The sequence below is a fragment of the Pseudoalteromonas porphyrae genome, from assembly GCF_001298125.1.
GTDB lineage: Bacteria > Pseudomonadota > Gammaproteobacteria > Enterobacterales > Alteromonadaceae > Pseudoalteromonas > Pseudoalteromonas neustonica.
On sequence record NZ_LHPH01000013.1, the window covers coordinates 112,649 to 129,046 of the forward strand.

At 40.0% G+C, this 16,398-nt stretch carries 19 protein-coding genes; all 19 read right to left on the reverse strand.

Annotated elements, in window-relative coordinates:
- The 19 genes from ADS77_RS12470 to ADS77_RS12560 all read right to left on the reverse strand — a co-directional run bounded on the left by ADS77_RS12470 (position 1) and on the right by ADS77_RS12560 (position 16,378).
- Entirely contained in the window at positions 1–1,230 is a 1,230-nt protein-coding gene (locus ADS77_RS12470) for a beta-ketoacyl-ACP synthase (RefSeq protein WP_054454696.1), read from the reverse strand.
- Complete coding sequence (gene fabG, locus ADS77_RS12475; RefSeq protein ID WP_054454697.1) at positions 1,230–1,955, reverse strand: 3-oxoacyl-ACP reductase FabG; 726 nt, start codon at positions 1,953–1,955, stop codon at positions 1,230–1,232. The genes ADS77_RS12470 and fabG overlap by 1 nt, the downstream gene beginning before the upstream one ends.
- Positions 1,955–2,410 (reverse strand): hotdog family protein, encoded by a 456-nt coding sequence (locus tag ADS77_RS12480; RefSeq protein WP_054203824.1) that lies wholly within the window; start codon positions 2,408–2,410, stop codon positions 1,955–1,957. Before ADS77_RS12480 ends, fabG begins: the two co-directional genes overlap by 1 nt.
- 2 nt (positions 2,411–2,412) lie before the next feature.
- A complete protein-coding gene (locus ADS77_RS12485) occupies positions 2,413–3,582 on the reverse strand; it encodes a beta-ketoacyl-ACP synthase (RefSeq protein ID WP_054203825.1) in 1,170 nt (389 codons plus the stop codon).
- A gap of 1 nt (position 3,583) precedes the next feature.
- Entirely contained in the window at positions 3,584–4,075 is a 492-nt protein-coding gene (locus ADS77_RS12490) for a DUF3261 domain-containing protein (protein WP_054203826.1), read from the reverse strand.
- Positions 4,076–4,159: 84 nt separating this feature from the next.
- On the reverse strand, positions 4,160–5,434 hold the full coding sequence (locus ADS77_RS12495) for an NAD(P)/FAD-dependent oxidoreductase (protein WP_054454700.1): 1,275 nt from the start codon (positions 5,432–5,434) through the stop codon (positions 4,160–4,162).
- Complete coding sequence (locus tag ADS77_RS12500) at positions 5,434–7,779, reverse strand: MMPL family transporter (RefSeq protein ID WP_054454701.1); 2,346 nt, start codon at positions 7,777–7,779, stop codon at positions 5,434–5,436. The genes ADS77_RS12495 and ADS77_RS12500 overlap by 1 nt, the downstream gene beginning before the upstream one ends.
- Positions 7,757–8,323 carry a hypothetical protein gene (locus tag ADS77_RS12505; RefSeq protein ID WP_054454702.1) on the reverse strand — a complete coding sequence of 189 codons (567 nt, stop codon included), beginning with the start codon at positions 8,321–8,323 and terminating at the stop codon, positions 7,757–7,759. The genes ADS77_RS12500 and ADS77_RS12505 overlap by 23 nt, the downstream gene beginning before the upstream one ends.
- Positions 8,313–8,741 (reverse strand): acyl-CoA thioesterase, encoded by a 429-nt coding sequence (locus ADS77_RS12510; RefSeq protein WP_054454704.1) that lies wholly within the window; start codon positions 8,739–8,741, stop codon positions 8,313–8,315. The genes ADS77_RS12505 and ADS77_RS12510 overlap by 11 nt, the downstream gene beginning before the upstream one ends.
- 2 nt (positions 8,742–8,743) lie before the next feature.
- Positions 8,744–10,306, reverse strand: a complete 1,563-nt coding sequence (gene hutH / locus ADS77_RS12515; RefSeq protein ID WP_054203831.1) for a histidine ammonia-lyase — start codon at positions 10,304–10,306, stop codon at positions 8,744–8,746.
- Positions 10,307–10,326: 20 nt separating this feature from the next.
- Positions 10,327–11,316, reverse strand: coding sequence for a family 2 glycosyl transferase (locus ADS77_RS12520; RefSeq protein ID WP_054203832.1), 990 nt, complete (start codon positions 11,314–11,316; stop codon positions 10,327–10,329).
- Between the two features lie 9 nt (positions 11,317–11,325).
- Complete coding sequence (locus ADS77_RS12525; RefSeq protein ID WP_054454706.1) at positions 11,326–12,063, reverse strand: glycosyltransferase family 2 protein; 738 nt, start codon at positions 12,061–12,063, stop codon at positions 11,326–11,328.
- Positions 12,064–12,075: 12 nt separating this feature from the next.
- Positions 12,076–12,432 carry an acyl-CoA synthetase gene (locus tag ADS77_RS12530; protein WP_054454708.1) on the reverse strand — a complete coding sequence of 119 codons (357 nt, stop codon included), beginning with the start codon at positions 12,430–12,432 and terminating at the stop codon, positions 12,076–12,078.
- Entirely contained in the window at positions 12,425–13,765 is a 1,341-nt protein-coding gene (locus ADS77_RS12535; protein WP_054454709.1) for an AMP-binding protein, read from the reverse strand. Before ADS77_RS12535 ends, ADS77_RS12530 begins: the two co-directional genes overlap by 8 nt.
- Entirely contained in the window at positions 13,749–14,315 is a 567-nt protein-coding gene (locus tag ADS77_RS12540; RefSeq protein WP_054203836.1) for a hypothetical protein, read from the reverse strand. The genes ADS77_RS12535 and ADS77_RS12540 overlap by 17 nt, the downstream gene beginning before the upstream one ends.
- Positions 14,315–14,569, reverse strand: a complete 255-nt coding sequence (locus tag ADS77_RS12545) for an acyl carrier protein (RefSeq protein WP_054203898.1) — start codon at positions 14,567–14,569, stop codon at positions 14,315–14,317. Before ADS77_RS12545 ends, ADS77_RS12540 begins: the two co-directional genes overlap by 1 nt.
- 54 nt (positions 14,570–14,623) lie before the next feature.
- Positions 14,624–14,881, reverse strand: coding sequence for a phosphopantetheine-binding protein (locus ADS77_RS12550; RefSeq protein WP_054203837.1), 258 nt, complete (start codon positions 14,879–14,881; stop codon positions 14,624–14,626).
- Complete coding sequence (locus ADS77_RS12555) at positions 14,874–15,650, reverse strand: lysophospholipid acyltransferase family protein (protein WP_054203838.1); 777 nt, start codon at positions 15,648–15,650, stop codon at positions 14,874–14,876. Before ADS77_RS12555 ends, ADS77_RS12550 begins: the two co-directional genes overlap by 8 nt.
- Positions 15,647–16,378, reverse strand: coding sequence for a beta-ketoacyl synthase chain length factor (locus ADS77_RS12560; protein ID WP_054454710.1), 732 nt, complete (start codon positions 16,376–16,378; stop codon positions 15,647–15,649). Before ADS77_RS12560 ends, ADS77_RS12555 begins: the two co-directional genes overlap by 4 nt.
- Positions 16,379–16,398: the final 20 nt, after the last annotated feature.

Below are 16,398 nucleotides of genomic sequence, written 5' to 3' on the forward strand. Positions count from 1 at the left end.
TTATTCACCTCTAAAACGCTTAAAAATAAGTGATGTATTAATCCCACCAAATGCAAAGTTATTACTCATTACATAATCAGTGTGTATCTCACGACCTTGCTCAGTGATGTAATCAAGCGGGGCACATTCACTGTCAATCTCTGTTAAATTGATCGTTGGGGCAAACCAATTATCGCTCATCATATTAATACTTGCCCACGCTTCAATCGCGCCGCACGCACCTAAAGTATGCCCCAAGTAACTTTTAAGCGAGCTAATTGGTTTTGCACCTAAAGCATTAAAAGTTGCATGGGATTCTGCAATGTCACCTCGATCGGTTGATGTTCCATGGGCACTTACATAACCAATTTCATCCGCAGATAAATCTGCATCCTGTAATGCCATTTCAATCGCTACTTGCATTGTAGATGCAGTCGGCTGTGTGACATGCTGGCCGTCAGAGTTACAACCAAAGCCAACAATTTCAGCTAAAATTGTCGCACCACGCGCTTTTGCATGTTCATATTCTTCTAAAATAAGCGTAGACGCGCCTTCACCTATCACTAACCCATCACGGTTTTTATCAAACGGACGTGGTGTCATTTTCGGTGTGTCATTTTGTGTACTGGTAGCATAAAGTGTATCAAATACAGCAGCTTCAGTAACACATAGTTCTTCAGCACCACCGGCAACCATTAGCTTTTGGCGACCAAACTTGATTGCTTCATAGGCATAACCGATACCTTGTGAACCAGAGGTACACGCCGAGCTAGTAGTGATAACACGTCCTTTGAGGCCAAAAAACACTCCAACATTCACTGGAGCCGTATGCGCCATCATTTGAATATAACTGGTTGCCGTTACACCATTCATAGAGCCAGTTTCCATCATCCGACCAAATGACACCAGCGGTTCAGTTGAGCCGATTGACGAACCATACGATACACCGGTTGAGCCATCAGTAAGCGAGGGGTGTTCTAATAATTTAGCTTGTTCAAGTGCACGTTCTGTCGCAACGGTCGACATCAACGATACTCGCCCCATCGAACGTACTTTTTTACGTGAATAATGTGCAGGGCGACTAAAATTTTCAACTGGGGCAGCGAGATTAGTATTCAAACCATCTATGTATTCCCAGCTTTTCATCTGCTTAACGGCATTTTCGCCTTTTACTAAAGCAGCCTTAAACTCATCCCAGTTATCACCAAGCGCAGTGATTGACGCCATACCTGTTACTACTACACGTTTCATTACGCCATTCCACCATTAACTTGAAGTACCTGACGAGTAATATAACTTGCTCCATCAGACATTAAAAATGCAACAGCTGCTGCAACTTCATCAGCGCTACCCATGCGGTTCGCTGGGATCATTTTAGTCATTTCTGCAATTGGAAGGTCATCAGTCATACCCGTATCAATTAAACCAGGCGCGACACAATTTACGGTGATTTTACGTTTTGCTAATTCAACTGCCAACGCTTTTGATGCACCAATCACGCCCGCTTTTGATGCACTATAATTGACTTGCCCACGATTGCCTGCAACACCAGAGACTGATGACATAGCAACAATACGGCCACCTTTACGGGTGCGGACCATTGGCATAACCAGTGGATGAAGCACATTATAAAAACCATCTAGGTTAGTGTGGATAACACTGTCCCATTCAGCATCAGTCATTGCTGGAAAGGCCGTATCCGCAGTAATGCCTGCATTACAGACTACACCATAAAAAGCACCATGTTTCTCAACATAATCATCAAGTACCGCTTTTGCAGTCGCTCTATCGGCTACATCGAATTGCAGAATATCAACATTAACACCTAATGCGCTGATCTCAATTTTTACTTGCTCCGCTGCCTCTATGCCTGAACGACAATGTAAGCTAATATCAAAGCCATCTTTGGCCAGTTGCAAAGCCACCGCTTTACCAATACCTTTACTTGAACCTGTGACTAATACACGTCGTGACATTACAGTTGCTCCGCTAAAAATTGTTCTGGATTTTCAGGTTGAAAAACATTTATTTTGGCATCAACTAAAATGCTATTGCCTTCTCGAATCACACATTCAAACGCGCTTAAACCATTGGGTTCGCTATAAAGTTTTGTGACATCAATTGTAAGCTTACTGCCTAGTTTAAAACCATTACAATGTATTTTATATTTGCGACTACTCACTAAAAAGCCTATCTCGACTGTCGCACCACTATCTATTTGATTGGCATTAGCATATGCGGCAATCGATTGCGCCATATATTCAATACCAACATGACTTGGCACTGTTTGTGATTGTGGATTATAAAAATTACTGTCTGGGGTAATCGTTACCGAGCAACGACCACTCTCTTCGTCGTAGCTATCTAAGCTATCAATTAAAATCATCGGTGCGGTGTGCGGTAATACATCTTCAATTTGGTGAACGGTCATAACTATAATCCGATTAATACACTAACGTTATTGCCGCCAAACGCAAAAGAGTTTGACAAGCACGTGGTTATTTTAGTTGGGTGTTGAGTTCCTACTGCAACAAGGTTGATTGCGGGTAAACTCTCATCTTGTTGGCCATCCCATATATGAGGTGCATAATCAGAACCACCTATTAATAGCCAACATAGCCCAACTTCAGTTGCACCTGCTGCGCCTAATGTATGACCAATCATTCCTTTTGAAGAACTGCATGGCGTATCTTTACCAAACACTGTCGCTACAGCAATGGCTTCCATTTCATCATTTTTTGGTGTTGCTGTACCGTGTAAGTTGACATAATCAACATCACTCGCTTGATAAGATGCAGCATTAAGTGCAGCGGTCATCGCCGCCGCCGCGCCCTCCCCTTGTGGGTGCGGCGCTGACATATGATGCGCATCACTTGACTCACCTACACCTAATAATTTTACTCGCCCTTGCTTTTGTACGATGCACAACGCCGCAGCTTCACCTAAATTAATACCATCGCGGTTACGGCTCGATGGATTAGATACACCCGCAGAAGTTGATGCTAAAGCAGAAAAACCGTTGACGGTCATACCGCATAAGCTGTCAACACCACCAACAATAGCGGCATCCGCGAGGCCTGATGCAATCATTTCTTGAGCTGTCGCAAAGGCCTTTGCACTTGAAGAGCACGCCGTTGAAAGGGTTAACGCGATACCTTGCAATCCCAGTTCACTACAAATGAACTGTGCCAGGTTATCCATTTCCTGCTGCTGATAATGATATTCGCTTGGAAATTCTCCCTGCGCGTGACGAGCTTTCATTGCCTGCTCACCTTGAGCAATCCCTGAAGTACTCGTACCTACAATAACGGCAATACGCTGGGCGCCATATTGCTGTTTAAGCTCTGCAATTGGATCTGCGAGTTGCGCGATGGCAAGTGCTGCTAATTGGTTATTACGGGTTTGAAACTCGATCGCCCTATCATTCAATGTTGGTAACTCACCTTGCACGGCCCCAACAAAAATAGGGCCTTCGTTTAACAAAGTATCATTACTAACAATTCCTGACTGATTGCCAGCTAATAAGTTACGCTTGATACTTTGATTATCTCGCCCTAAGGCATTGATCATGGCGTAATGACTGATAAATAGCGGTTGCTGCATATTAATATTCTTCTAATCTTTCTATTTTTAAGCGGTACTTTTGCTCAAACTCAATTAACTGAGTCAGAGCACCAGTATACGTTATTTCACGAACCAAGATTTCATTGCGATAGAACCGGCGCGTTACTTGACCATCAACAGTGAGCTCAACGACTCTACAGTGCTCATTTATCGATTGTTCAAGTGAAGTTAATGGCCAAAATGCACTTTGCATATCGTAAATAATTTTTTTGCCATCAAGATCAATTTCTAAAGTATTGCTCGTTGTTAATTGCTGAGTATGCGTATCAAACTGTAACTGTGTAAGCGGCACTCCCTCAAAACTTAAAGCAGCAACACTGATCATTGGTTTAACAAACTCTGTAGATACCAACATCGACTGTTCAACTACGCCTGAGAACTCAAATTTCTCTAACCACCCGCCATTATTAAGTTCCGTAGGGACTGGCATTAGCTCAAACATTGCCGTATTTTGCACTGGTGTATACGCCATTTGACACGCACTTAATAACCATATTACTGAGGTTATAAGTACTATTTTCAAATGATTATTAACCTGTATTTTTAACACTCGCATTTAAATGACAGCAGTGTCTTGTGCTGCATTATCTGGCTCACATATTTGTTCTAAAATACGTAAACCCCGTGCAGTATTTTTAACGAATGGGTTTGTTTTATCCCATGCATAACCGGCTAAAATTGAGCAAATCATGGCTTTGACATCAGGTTGCCCATCCGCGAAAAAAATCACAGACTGTAAACTGGTGTCATACCACGAATTTACAAAATATTTAAATACCGTGATCCCTTCACGCAGCGGCACTTCATATTCATTTTGCCAATCAACGTCTTCGCCTTGTAATTGCTTTACGACTAATTCACTTGCTTGTACCGCAGAACGAAGTGCAATTGTTACACCAGATGAAAATACCGGGTCCAAAAACTCGCCAGCATTTCCTAGCAATGCAAACTTATCACCATGTAAATGCTTTACATTAGCGGAATAGCCACCAATAGTGCGCACTTGAGCAATAATTTCAGCATCGGCTAACAATGTTGATAAGTTATCGTCTTCATGAATGAAGTTAAGTAAAGTTTGCTCAAGGCTTTGATCTGGTTTTTCTATTTGCGCTGTTTCACCTACAACACCCACACTGACAGTACTATCACCAAATGGGATCAACCAATACCATATATCAGGGATCTCAGGGTGGACGGTGATCAATATTTTATTGCGGTCAAACTTAGGGCAATCAATGTTATCTTTAAAATGAGTAAAGATTGCTTTTCGTGGTGACAGTTCGCTTGGCTCTTCTAGATCAAGTAAACGAGGAAGCACACGGCCAAAACCACTGCCATCTAAAGTGAAGCGAGCGGTTATTTTGCTCTGCTGTTGTGTTTTTAAATCAACAACATCAAGACAAGTCCCACTATCATCTGCAGTAAAGTTCGTTACATTTTGCCCAAAACGAATGGTTGCGCCTTGCTTTATTGCTTCTTCTGCGAGCAAATTATCAAATTCAGCTCGCTTAACTTGATAAGTCGTGCCTGGGCCTTCACTAAATTTTTCTTCAAAATTAAAGTTAGTGTGGTGACCACTGCGATAAAAGGCAGCCCCATTTTTAAATTGAAAGCCAAGTTTATCTGCATTATCAAGTAACGCGTCAAGCATATTAGCTTGGCGTAAATAATCCATCGATTGAGGTAATAAGCTTTCACCAATAGAGAAACGAGGAAATTCATCTCGTTCAATTAAACACACACTCAAACCATGTTGCATTAATAAACATGCGGCAACTGTCCCCGATGGGCCAGCACCTATGATAGTTACATCAAAATCTGTCGATGTCATTAAATATTCCTTTTCGAAACAAGAGCAAGACGCGGAGAAATAGTAAACACTACCACCACGCCTATAAATACTGTAAAACCAAACTGACTAACAGCTGGCGTTGAACTAACGATTAAAATTGCAAAGACCAGCAGTGAACTCAGTGCTGATATTAGCGTGGTCAAAGTGATTTTTTCACAATGACCGTGCTCCGCATAAAATACACAATAATCTAAGCCTAAGGCGAGGATCAGTATCCCTGCTACATAATTAAACACACTTAAACTACCAAAAAACAAGGCACTCATAGCTAACGCAATTATCATTGCTATTACTGGTCGGCTTACCGCTGTAATAGCATTAATAACGCCATAGCGTAGCCAAAAAACCAACATTGCAGCAATCAGAGCTAATGCGTAAATAAGAATTAAATGATGCCTAAACTGCCCTATTTGCTTACCTACGGCTGATACTTTATCAACAAAAACAACCTCGCTGTAGTTATTTAATATACGGTCAATTTCTTTAGAGTCATTAATGCCTTTGAGCTTAATAATACTGTAAAATCGACCATTAATTTGTAACCATTGGTCATTAAATAAAGCTGCAACTTGGCTTTTTTGCCATGTCGTAAAATCCAATTGTTTATAATCACTCGGTGTACTACCAACGACTAGCCCAAGCACCGTATTGAGCTGCTCGAATAAGCCTGACTGCTGTGCATTTTTTACTAATTGCTGTGATTGTATTTGCGTAGCAATCGAAGGTAGCCACTGGCTAATACTCGCGTAAGCACTCAACACTCCTTGTTGTTGTAACTGAGTAAGTGGCTCTATCAATTGCTCAGAGCGTTGCAGTGTTTGTTCAGGTGTATCACCTGCAATTAAAATATAGGGGCTATCCCACTGCGCATTTAATATTGTTGTGATTTGCTGTTGCTGTGATATTAAATCAGCTGAGCTTTGATAAAACGTACGCGGATCGTCCACGTTTTCGACCAGACTTAGTCCCCCAAGTAGCAGGACTAATAAAGCGATTTGCCAACGCCCATTTACACGTTTTTTTACCAGAATCTTCTGCCAACGATTTAACCGTGTAATAAAGCCTGGGATAGCGGTTGGTTTTTTTACTATAAAACCGGCCAAACTCGGATAGACAAGTAATACCGTAAGTAATGCTCCCAATAAACCGGCCATAGTAAACACGGCAATTTGTTGAAATAAGCTCAATGGGGTAAAAACTAAAATTAAGTAACCTGCGGTCGTGGTAATAAAACCAAGTAATAACGAGCTGCGAATACTTAATAATGGGTTGCTGCGATTTAATTTGCTAAAGCGTAATTCACTTAAAGCATGAAAACTGTAATCCGCAGCAATACCAATTAAAGTGACCGCAAACACTAACGTTAATATATTCACTTCAGTGAAAAATAAGCGCAGTGCACTATAGCCGTATAACATACTGACTGAAATCACAAATAGCGTACACAAAACACTCAATGCGCTACGATAGATTGCTAAAATCAATAGCAAGGTTGCAATAATGGAAATGCCGCCAAACACCTTCATCTCAGTTTGAGCACTGTTACTGGCATTAGCAGTAAAAAAAGCAGCACCCGTCGCAAGATAGTGAACACCAGTTGTATGCTCTTTGTTTTGCTGCTTTAGTTCTGCAATTTTTGTCGCTATGTCATTTGCAATATTTAGATCTAAGCCCGTCCCCGCACTCACAAAATTAACTAGTACATAATAAATAGAAGCGCCAGCTTGGTTCGTCTGTTGGGCAATCAAATAGCCCTGATCATTTTTAAGTCCCGTCGTGGGCAAATTTTGTTGATTAAAAAAATCAGCTAAACTCAAACTTGGATCAATTTCAAGGGTCGAGGCAACCCAAGGGGATCCCATTTCATTTAGTAAACTAAATTGATACGTGAAGACATCATCGGCACTGCCACTGCTGAGCACATTTTTATAAGCATTACTTACAAACGCATGTTGATAAGGGATGTAGTCTTTTACTATCGAGTCGAGCTGGGGTAATGATCCAAATCTAAGATTGACAGTAATGCCATTAATTGTACGAAGTGATGCAGCTGCTTGCTCTGCATATTCAATTGCGTTATCACGCTTCTCATGAGCAACGAGTAACACGTGCTGACGTAAATGCTGTTGTTCAATTTGCTCACTGACCACGCGAATATCGTCACTTTGCTCAACGGTAAAAATCTGATTAATATCTGCAACAACAGAAAATGACTTAAACAAGCATAAATAGATTAAGCCCGCGATAAGAAGCAGTAACTGTATTAGCCAAAGTACTAACTTTGTACGAGAACTTATCGATTTAATGGGTGAGTTTGACGGCATTCATGTCACCTTCGGTAAGCTCCTTGCTTGTGATCTGCATGCTAATGTGAGTTTCATTTTTCTGCTGATCAGTGATCACAATACGTCGATGATTCTCATCCGCCGAACATAACTCTACCACTGCAAATAAAAGAGCCACATCATCAAGCTTAGGTATTAACTTATAGCACTGTTCAATCGCTGTTATTTTCCAATCATGTTCGTCAATTTCACCACTGAGTAATTTTGCAAGCAAACGATTGAGCTGTTTGTCTTTAGTAACTGTGTGATATGCTTTCTCAGTGTTTAAACGCCGATAAATACCACTGGGCAATAATAACATCTCACTGCTCACAGGGTCTATTGTGTGCCAATAAACATGTTGTTCATAAATAACAAATTCACCTTGTGATTTAATTGCTCGCTTCAAAAATGTAAAATGCTTCGCTTGACTAAATTGCCCCTTGCCCTGCTTTACTTCAAAGTTACTAAAGTCGTTAGCAAGTGTGTGTCCGCTCAGTAACAAAGCACACAACAAGAGGCATTGCGTAAGTTTACCCAACATAAGTAAGCACTTTATCAGTCAGGGCTGCAGGGGATTCAAATTGCAGCTCTTGGGTTTCTATATCAATTGCAACTTGGATTGTATACGCTTTATTGAGTATCTTATTCGTATCTAAACATTCTATGCGGTAATCTATTTTGATCCGCGTTTCAAATTCCATCAAATCGGCATGGATACGAATATGTGAGCCAAACTTAGCCGATGCAACATACTTTAACCGCATATCAACAATCGGCCACATATAGCCTGACTCTTCCATCGCAATGTAGTTGTAACCTATTTTATCGAGTAATACACAGCGTGCATCCTCAATATATTTTACATAGTTTCCGTGCCAAACAATGCGCATAGGATCAACATCATAAAACGGCACAACCATGTCTAGATAAGCACTGACTATTGCGTAGGATTTTTTCATAATTAACCTTTAGCTGTTGGATACAAAGCCCAGCGTTGCGTCTGAATATACTCAATCGTTTGACGAAGTAACTTATCAGTTGGACGATCTTCTTCTAGTAAATCACAAAAACTAGCTACATCATCAATCATTGTGGTGATCTCTGGATTAAGTGCTGCGGCATCTATTTCGTTATTTAAAATGCGAATGCGCACACCTTGTACGGCAGCCAGTAATGTTGCGGCTAATACTTGCTCTGTTAGTTGTAAAATACGTAAGCAATCACGCGCTGCAATTGTCCCCATACTTACTTTATCTTGATTGTGACACTCAGTAGAACGAGAAAATACACTCGCAGGCATTGTTAACTTAAGTGCTTCAGCAGTCCATGCAGAACAACCAATTTGTATTGCTTTAAAACCATGGTTGATAAAGCGGCGTTCGCTAGATGCTGCACTCAAATTAGACGGTAAACCGTGGTTCATTTTCACATCAACTAACGTTGCTATTTGACGATCCGCTAAATCAGCTAAGTTTGCTACGCAATTTTTCATTGAGTCCATTGCCATCGCAATGTGACCACCATAAAAATGACCGCCATGCAGCACATGCTCTCCAATACCATCGATGATAGGATTGTCATTGGCGCTATTTAGTTCATTTTCGATCATGCTGCGTAACCACGGCAGGCTATCTTCAAGCACGCCTATTACATGTGGTGCACAGCGAATTGAGTAACGATCTTGTAATCGATGCGAGTTACGTGGATGCTCAACATGGTTTAAATCATGTTGGATACGACTTGCAACATTTTGTTGACCTGGGTGAGGCTTAACACTAAATAAGATATCATCAAAATGATTACTGTTACCTTTGAGTGCAATGCTTGATAAGGCAGTAATACGCGTCATTAAGCGGCTAGCGTACTCACTGCGGTCATATGCTTGACATGCAAGTGCGGTCATAACAGCCGTACCATTCATGATTGCCAAGCCTTCTTTAGGACGCAGTGTAATTGCTTTTAAGCCTTCAGCAGCAAATGCCTCCAACGAATTAACAACTTGATCTTTATAGTAAGTATCACGCTCACCTATTAAGCTGCCTGCAACATATGACAGTGGTGTTAAATCGCCGCTTGCGCCTACAGAACCTTCTTGTGGGATCACAGGTATAATATCTCGGTTGATCATTTCAACCAGTAATTTTAGTAAATCCCAGCTAACACCTGAATACCCTTGCGATAATGACGCTAAACGCGCTGCTAAAATTAATTTACCCTGCTCAGGTGTAAAAAAGTCACCTAGCCCACAACCATGAAAGCGTGTTAAATGCATTGGTAATTCATGCACTAACGACAATGGGATCTCCACTGTGCAAGAGTCACCATAACCGGTAGTTACACCATAAATATGGCCTTCTTCAGCAAGTAATTTGTCTAAAAAGGCCACTGCAGAATCAATTTTTTCTGCAAAATGACTATCACCTGAAAGCGCCACGGCACGATCACCTTTAACAACACTAATAATATCTTCAATTGTTAAACGGCCTGCGCCAAATAATAGGTTGTTTGATTTATTATTTTCCATTTACTTCATTCTCCAGATATTTAGCTAGGCTTTGAATCTTTGTCGGTGGCTTTTTGCCAAAAATTAAAAAAATTGTACCATTGATACGGTGCTTTTTTACAATAAAACTCTAAACGCTGTGCGAACTTAGTCGCCATCGATTGAAAGTAGGCTTGACGCTCTTTACGTTTAACTTTAATGGGGTCAGCAAACTTCTCTATATACGTTTTATAGCGCCCTTGTTCGTTAATACAAAACATTAAGAACACTGGGCATTCCATGATATTTGCTAATGCAAAAGGACCCACCGCAAACGGGGCTTCTTCACCTAAAAATGGAGCATGATGCACACTGTTAGGATTATTAACTGAAGTACGGTCTGCAAAAATAATAACCGCTTCACCGTCATCTAATTTTTGCTTTAACTTAATTGTATCATCTGGACCAAAGTTATTGATATGAATAAAATTAATTGCTGCATCTTGGTTTACTTTTTTCAAAAAATTGTTGAATGATGGAGTATGCTCGTTATATGTAATCACATTGAGTGGACGTTTATTATCCCCCATACTGAAAATAGCACGGCAAATTTCCATATTCCCTAAGTGCGCACTAAAAATCACGGCACCTTTAGCGTCAAGTAATTGCTGATAACCTTCTGGTGTGGCTATTTCCAAGTCTTTAATGTTCACTTTGCCAAGCCATGCATCAAACTTATCTAAAATTGCCATTCCAAATGAAAAATACAGTTTAAAGCCTTGCTTAAAGCGTGCCCAGCCAGTGCGTTTATTTTCACCCATACTGGTATTGAGATTATCAAGATAATGCCAAATGGCTTGGCGTGATAAACGCCCTGTGACATAGAAATAAAACATAACGGGTGTTAAAACAATTTTAAACAGCCATTTACCAAATACTTTATAAATAAATACCAGTACTTCAATACCAAACATTGAACCACGCTCTTTAAGCTGTGACCAATGAAATGGTTTTTCCGTTTTGTTCTGTGGTATTTTTGTTTGCTCAGACACGCATAATCCCTATTTAAATTTATTTGCTATTAATCGCGGTAAACGCCATAGCATGCCACATACCAAGCGCGTGTGCATTTTTGAAATCAACACGTTATCGTCCCACACATTAAAATGAGATACGCCATTTTCAGGGTAATGAACCTTGGTTTTAATAAATTCAACCGGTGTGCCTTGCCAAAACAGTTTGACCATCACCTCTATGTCAAAATCCATTTTATACCCCAGCTTAGTGCTACTGATAAGCTGACTATAGGCAGCGAGTGGGTAAATACGAAAACCACACATAGTATCTTTGAGCGCAAAAGATAAAGTTTCTATATAAACCCAAAAGTGAGTAATAAAACGTCCATAGTAGCGCCCTTTTGAAATAGACTCATCGTATATAGGCTGCCCACTTACCAATGCATTTGGCTGAAATTTCGAGCGAACAATGAGCTGTTCAACATCATTTAAGTCATGCTGGCCATCGGCATCAACTTGGATTGCGTGGCTCCAACCAGCTTCATACGCATGCGCTAAGCCGGTTTGCACTGCAGCCCCTTTACCGCCATTTTCGGTGCGGCGTACTAAAGTTACTAACGCAAACTGGGCATCAATTTGATCAAGAATTCGCTGGGTTTTTTCATTGCTTCCATCATCAACCAAGATAATCGGCAACTTAAAATTAGCTAAAGCAATGATCGTATCGAGGATCACTAAATCGTGATTGTAATTAGGGATCACAAATCCATATTGGCTTGGCATTATCAGTTACTCTTATTCATCAGCAAGGACAACTTTACCAGATGCATGTTGGCCATGCTCTGAGCTGTAACTGAAGCTATATTTAGTGTCTTTAATTTTTTTAAGTAGTAAATCTACTTGATAATTAGGCTGCACAATAATTTGAAATTTCAACGCATCAACCGAGATCACTTTTTGGGGATCTACATTTAAATATTTGTTTAAGTAATGCATTACCCAGTCAAGTTGTGCAACACCTGGCAAAATAGCAGCTTGAGTAAAGTGACCTTGAAAATAATATAAATTTTCAGGAATTAATAAACGCAATTGCACATGCTCAGGGCTTTGCTCTATTACGTCACAAATCGGTTTATATACAAAATCAGTCAAACAACTTCTCCAATTGCGTTTTCTCAAGTTTGCCTTGTGTGTTGTAAGGCAAAACTGATAAATAGCGAAACTTGCGCGGGATCACTAGTGGCTCAAAAAAGGCCTTTAAATGATTTTTTAAAGCCTGCGAAAATTTAAACTTACCTTGCTCTGCTAATGCAATTTCACCTTGTTCGGTTAACACTAACACCGCACCAATTTCACTACGTTTTTGTTGTTGGGTATTTTCAAGCAGCAATATATAGCATTCATCAACCCACTGATATTCATTAATGCGTTGCGTGATCTCATCTAAAGAACAGCGTTTTTCTTCAATTTTGACAATTCGGTCAGCGCGGCCTAATAAATTAAAGTGGCCACTATCAAGTAACTCCACTCGATCATCCGTTTTGTACCACTGTCCGCCATCCACATAAGGTGATGAAATAATTAACTGCTGTAAATCATCACGCTTTATTTTTATTGGGCTAAATGCTTGCCATATTGATGATAAACTTTGTTGCCGCCAAGCAATACCTCCTGTTTCGGTACTGCCGAGCACTTCAATAGGCGCATGCGTTAATTGTTCTTGTAACAGTTGCGCAGCAACACTTTGCAAAGGCCCACCTGATGAAAAGCAACTACGCAATTTCTCTTTTACGGGTATAAGCACATTGTCTTGTACTAAACGATGATAATAAGCGGGGCTGCTAATTAAAGTAAAATCCTGTACATCTGCGCTTTTACCATTAAGTTCAATAAAGTGAAGCAAGTGCTCAGGGTATTCAAAGCTTTTTAAACAAACATCTCGGCCTGAATATAACGGCCAAAGTAATTTAAATAATAAGCCATATATATGTTGGTGTGATACCGTTGCTACAATCACAGTATCTTTAAGTGTTTCGCCAAACTGGGCTTGCAGTACATCCACTTCTTGTATCAACTGCTTGAAGGTCTTATCTATCGCTTTTGGCTTACCTGATGATCCTGAAGTAAAGAAACGAATTACAGTGTCTTCATTAATTTCAATATCAGCAATATGCTTACTCTTTATTTCTCCAGAAAATGTTACTTTAGCAGGTGCTAAACGTGTATCTCCTGTAAATTCATCAGCATGGTTAAGGCATTGTGTAAGCTGTTCTGGCTGGCCATTTTGCGGTAAAACAATCGACTTATCTGCCACCAACAATGCAAAAAATAGTACACTAAATTGATAACTATCAGCATCAAACAACAGCCAGGTTTGTGCCGATTGCGCAGAAAACTGTTCAGCGTGTGCAATTACCTGTTGCTGCCACATCGCGAAATCATGATTCTCACCATAAAAATAGGAGTTATTAGTCGGCCATTTCATTTGCTTTATTTTTTGCCTTTTGCCATTTTCTTATTATTAATTCTATTGCCATGACTAACCCCATTAACAGGTACGAGATCAAACCATTGTAGGTTAACCATACTTTCGGATCTGGGTGAAACACCGTTGCGGTAGCGATCACACCGTTAATGATAAAAAAGCCACACCACACTTTCGTCACTGCACGCGTATACTTCTTGCCATGTGCATCAAGGGTTTCGAATTTTCCTGCAATAATTTCTACAACGCTTGGTGGCTTATAAAGTGAATAAGCAAATACAGCTAAAAAGCAGCTATTGATCACCACGGGATAAAACTTAAGTGCTAATTCTGAATTGGCAAACGTGGCAAATAATAATAATCCAAGCCCACTAATTGTCATTACATGAAAATGCGGGATTGTTGCTTTGCTATCCTTTACTAACCAGTGTCGCAGCAGTAATACCACTGCAAACACCCCGCCAACCAATGCAGGCTCACTAAATTGCAGACCAAAATACACCACTAAGGGGTATAATAACAGCAACCCAGCCAGTAGCGCTTTTTTCATTAAGCGTCTGCTATCATTAACTTTTCTACAGCATCAATCACATCTTGCACAGTACGCACTTGTTTAAAATCGTTAGGTTCGATTTTTTTACCTGTTTGCTCACGTAGTTTTACTACTAAATCAACGGCATCAATACTATCAAGATCTAAATCTTCATATAAGTTTGCGGTGCGGGTAATGTCTTCTGCGTCAATTTCAAAATATTCTTGCAGAATTTCGCTTAACATTGCGAAAATTTTATCACCGTTATTCATGTTTTCATTACTCATAGTTACTTCCAAACAATACAGTTTTAGAACTGCAATAAATTATGCCCGTGTTGAGGCAATAAAATCACACAAGGTTTTAACCGAGTAAAAATGTTTTTTACTATCATCGGTATTGCCATCGATTTTCACATCGTATGCTTTTTTAATAGCTACACCTAATTCCAATGCATCAATTGAATCTAGTCCTAAGCCATCAACAAATAATGCTTCTTCGTCGTTAATATCTGTTGCTTCAATATCTTCAAGATCTAACGTTTCGATGATAAGTTGTTTTACTTCAGTGCTTAAATCACTCATGTTTTGATTTTTCCTCGTTAAAATAAGCTTGTAAATCACGCGTTAACTGCCTGACGCTATTAGATAATTGTTCGCCGTGTAAATAAGGTTCAATTAAATAAGGGGGCAGTACACGCATTTTGAAAGTAAAACGGCGATCAGTAACCTGATACCATTTTTGACCTTTCGTTAATGTGACTGGACTGACATCTATCAGTACTGGCAACATATCTACTTCAGTACGAAGCGCGATATTGGCTGCGCCACGTTTAAATTTCCACGTATTTCCAGGGGTACTTCTCGTCCCTTCAGGGAATACAATAAGATTGTTACCGCGAGCAAAACTTTGTTGGCATTGCCCTAAAAAATAATCAGGATCTGCATCATTATTTATATAACCGGTGGCTTTAACAACGCCTTTGAGAAAAGGGTTTTTCCATAAATCAGCTTTAACCACGCAATCAGCATGACGTACAATAGAAATGAGCACAACCACATCAATTAAGGATGGGTGATTAGCAATAATCAACTGTCCTTTCGCGTGTTTTATTTCATCAAGCTTATCGATGTCTAATCGTAGTATGCCGACTAAGCGCATATAACCTACAAAAAACTTAAATGAGTAATGTACCGCAGTGCGTGCGGCTTGATTACGCTGATTGATATCACGATAAATTAACCGTTGGATTGAAAACACCAAAATAGACAGCACCAAACCACCGCCACTAAATAAGGCAAACGCACTGCCTGTGGCAAATACGCGATATATTTTTATCAATTTTGCTTTCATGAACGCGTTAACTGCCACTTATAACGTTTAGAACAAGTAGAAAGTTGTTGCTGTTGTGAGAAGTAAAACTTTAAAAAATCCAGCGCCTGTAGTTGTAGGTTTTCGGCTGATTGCACATTATCATGGCCAACACATTCAATACTATAATTATCGACACTATCGCTAGCTTCAATTAATAAGCCGACGGCAATATTATCAGCGTGTTGCTGTACGTAATTCTGATAATGCTCAGGGACGGCTTGATCACTGTATACGTATAAAATACGTTTATATTTACGGGTATGTAGTTTAGCAACTGCATCTACTAAGCCCATAAAAAAGCTATCTTCACCCGCAGATACAGCGCTTAACGGGGCTTTATTACCTGTGTAAATACTAAACAAACCACCCACAGCATTATGGACTGATAGGCCAAAGTGCGTTGGCGAAAGTGCTTCTTTACTCGCGACATCTGCTATTAATTTACTTGTTTTATGTAAGTCACCATGACGAGACGAAAAAACACTGGGAATTTCATGTTGATACGTATCACTTGCAGTTAAAGCGCAGTGTAATGTCAGTTTGGCAAACGCACTTAAGCGTCGACGCTGCATTGCAGGTATCTGTTTTAATTCAGGAAGAGTTAACGTTTGCGCCTCTATACTGACGTTGTTTGCAAAAGCCTGCCAATCTTCAAGGCAAGTTTTACCATCGCCCCAAGCGATACATTTTTTTATGGCAAATTTCAACGTAACAGTCCTTATTACAA

What these genes read in the sequence shown, in the direction of transcription:
- ADS77_RS12470 (WP_054454696.1), bottom strand. Translation starts at nt 1,230, where the DNA reads ATGAAACGTGTAGTAGTAACAGGTATGGCGTCAATCACTGCGCTTGGT.
- fabG (WP_054454697.1), bottom strand. Translation starts at nt 1,955, where the DNA reads ATGTCACGACGTGTATTAGTCACAGGTTCAAGTAAAGGTATTGGTAAA.
- ADS77_RS12480 (WP_054203824.1), bottom strand. Translation starts at nt 2,410, where the DNA reads ATGACCGTTCACCAAATTGAAGATGTATTACCGCACACCGCACCGATG.
- ADS77_RS12485 (WP_054203825.1), bottom strand. Translation starts at nt 3,582, where the DNA reads ATGCAGCAACCGCTATTTATCAGTCATTACGCCATGATCAATGCCTTA.
- ADS77_RS12490 (WP_054203826.1), bottom strand. Translation starts at nt 4,075, where the DNA reads ATGGCGTATACACCAGTGCAAAATACGGCAATGTTTGAGCTAATGCCA.
- ADS77_RS12495 (WP_054454700.1), bottom strand. Translation starts at nt 5,434, where the DNA reads ATGACATCGACAGATTTTGATGTAACTATCATAGGTGCTGGCCCATCG.
- ADS77_RS12500 (WP_054454701.1), bottom strand. Translation starts at nt 7,779, where the DNA reads ATGCCGTCAAACTCACCCATTAAATCGATAAGTTCTCGTACAAAGTTA.
- ADS77_RS12505 (WP_054454702.1), bottom strand. Translation starts at nt 8,323, where the DNA reads ATGTTGGGTAAACTTACGCAATGCCTCTTGTTGTGTGCTTTGTTACTG.
- ADS77_RS12510 (WP_054454704.1), bottom strand. Translation starts at nt 8,741, where the DNA reads ATGAAAAAATCCTACGCAATAGTCAGTGCTTATCTAGACATGGTTGTG.
- hutH (WP_054203831.1), bottom strand. Translation starts at nt 10,306, where the DNA reads ATGGAAAATAATAAATCAAACAACCTATTATTTGGCGCAGGCCGTTTA.
- ADS77_RS12525 (WP_054454706.1), bottom strand. Translation starts at nt 12,063, where the DNA reads ATGCCAAGCCAATATGGATTTGTGATCCCTAATTACAATCACGATTTA.
- ADS77_RS12535 (WP_054454709.1), bottom strand. Translation starts at nt 13,765, where the DNA reads ATGAAATGGCCGACTAATAACTCCTATTTTTATGGTGAGAATCATGAT.
- ADS77_RS12540 (WP_054203836.1), bottom strand. Translation starts at nt 14,315, where the DNA reads ATGAAAAAAGCGCTACTGGCTGGGTTGCTGTTATTATACCCCTTAGTG.
- ADS77_RS12545 (WP_054203898.1), bottom strand. Translation starts at nt 14,569, where the DNA reads ATGAATAACGGTGATAAAATTTTCGCAATGTTAAGCGAAATTCTGCAA.
- ADS77_RS12550 (WP_054203837.1), bottom strand. Translation starts at nt 14,881, where the DNA reads ATGAGTGATTTAAGCACTGAAGTAAAACAACTTATCATCGAAACGTTA.
- ADS77_RS12555 (WP_054203838.1), bottom strand. Translation starts at nt 15,650, where the DNA reads ATGAAAGCAAAATTGATAAAAATATATCGCGTATTTGCCACAGGCAGT.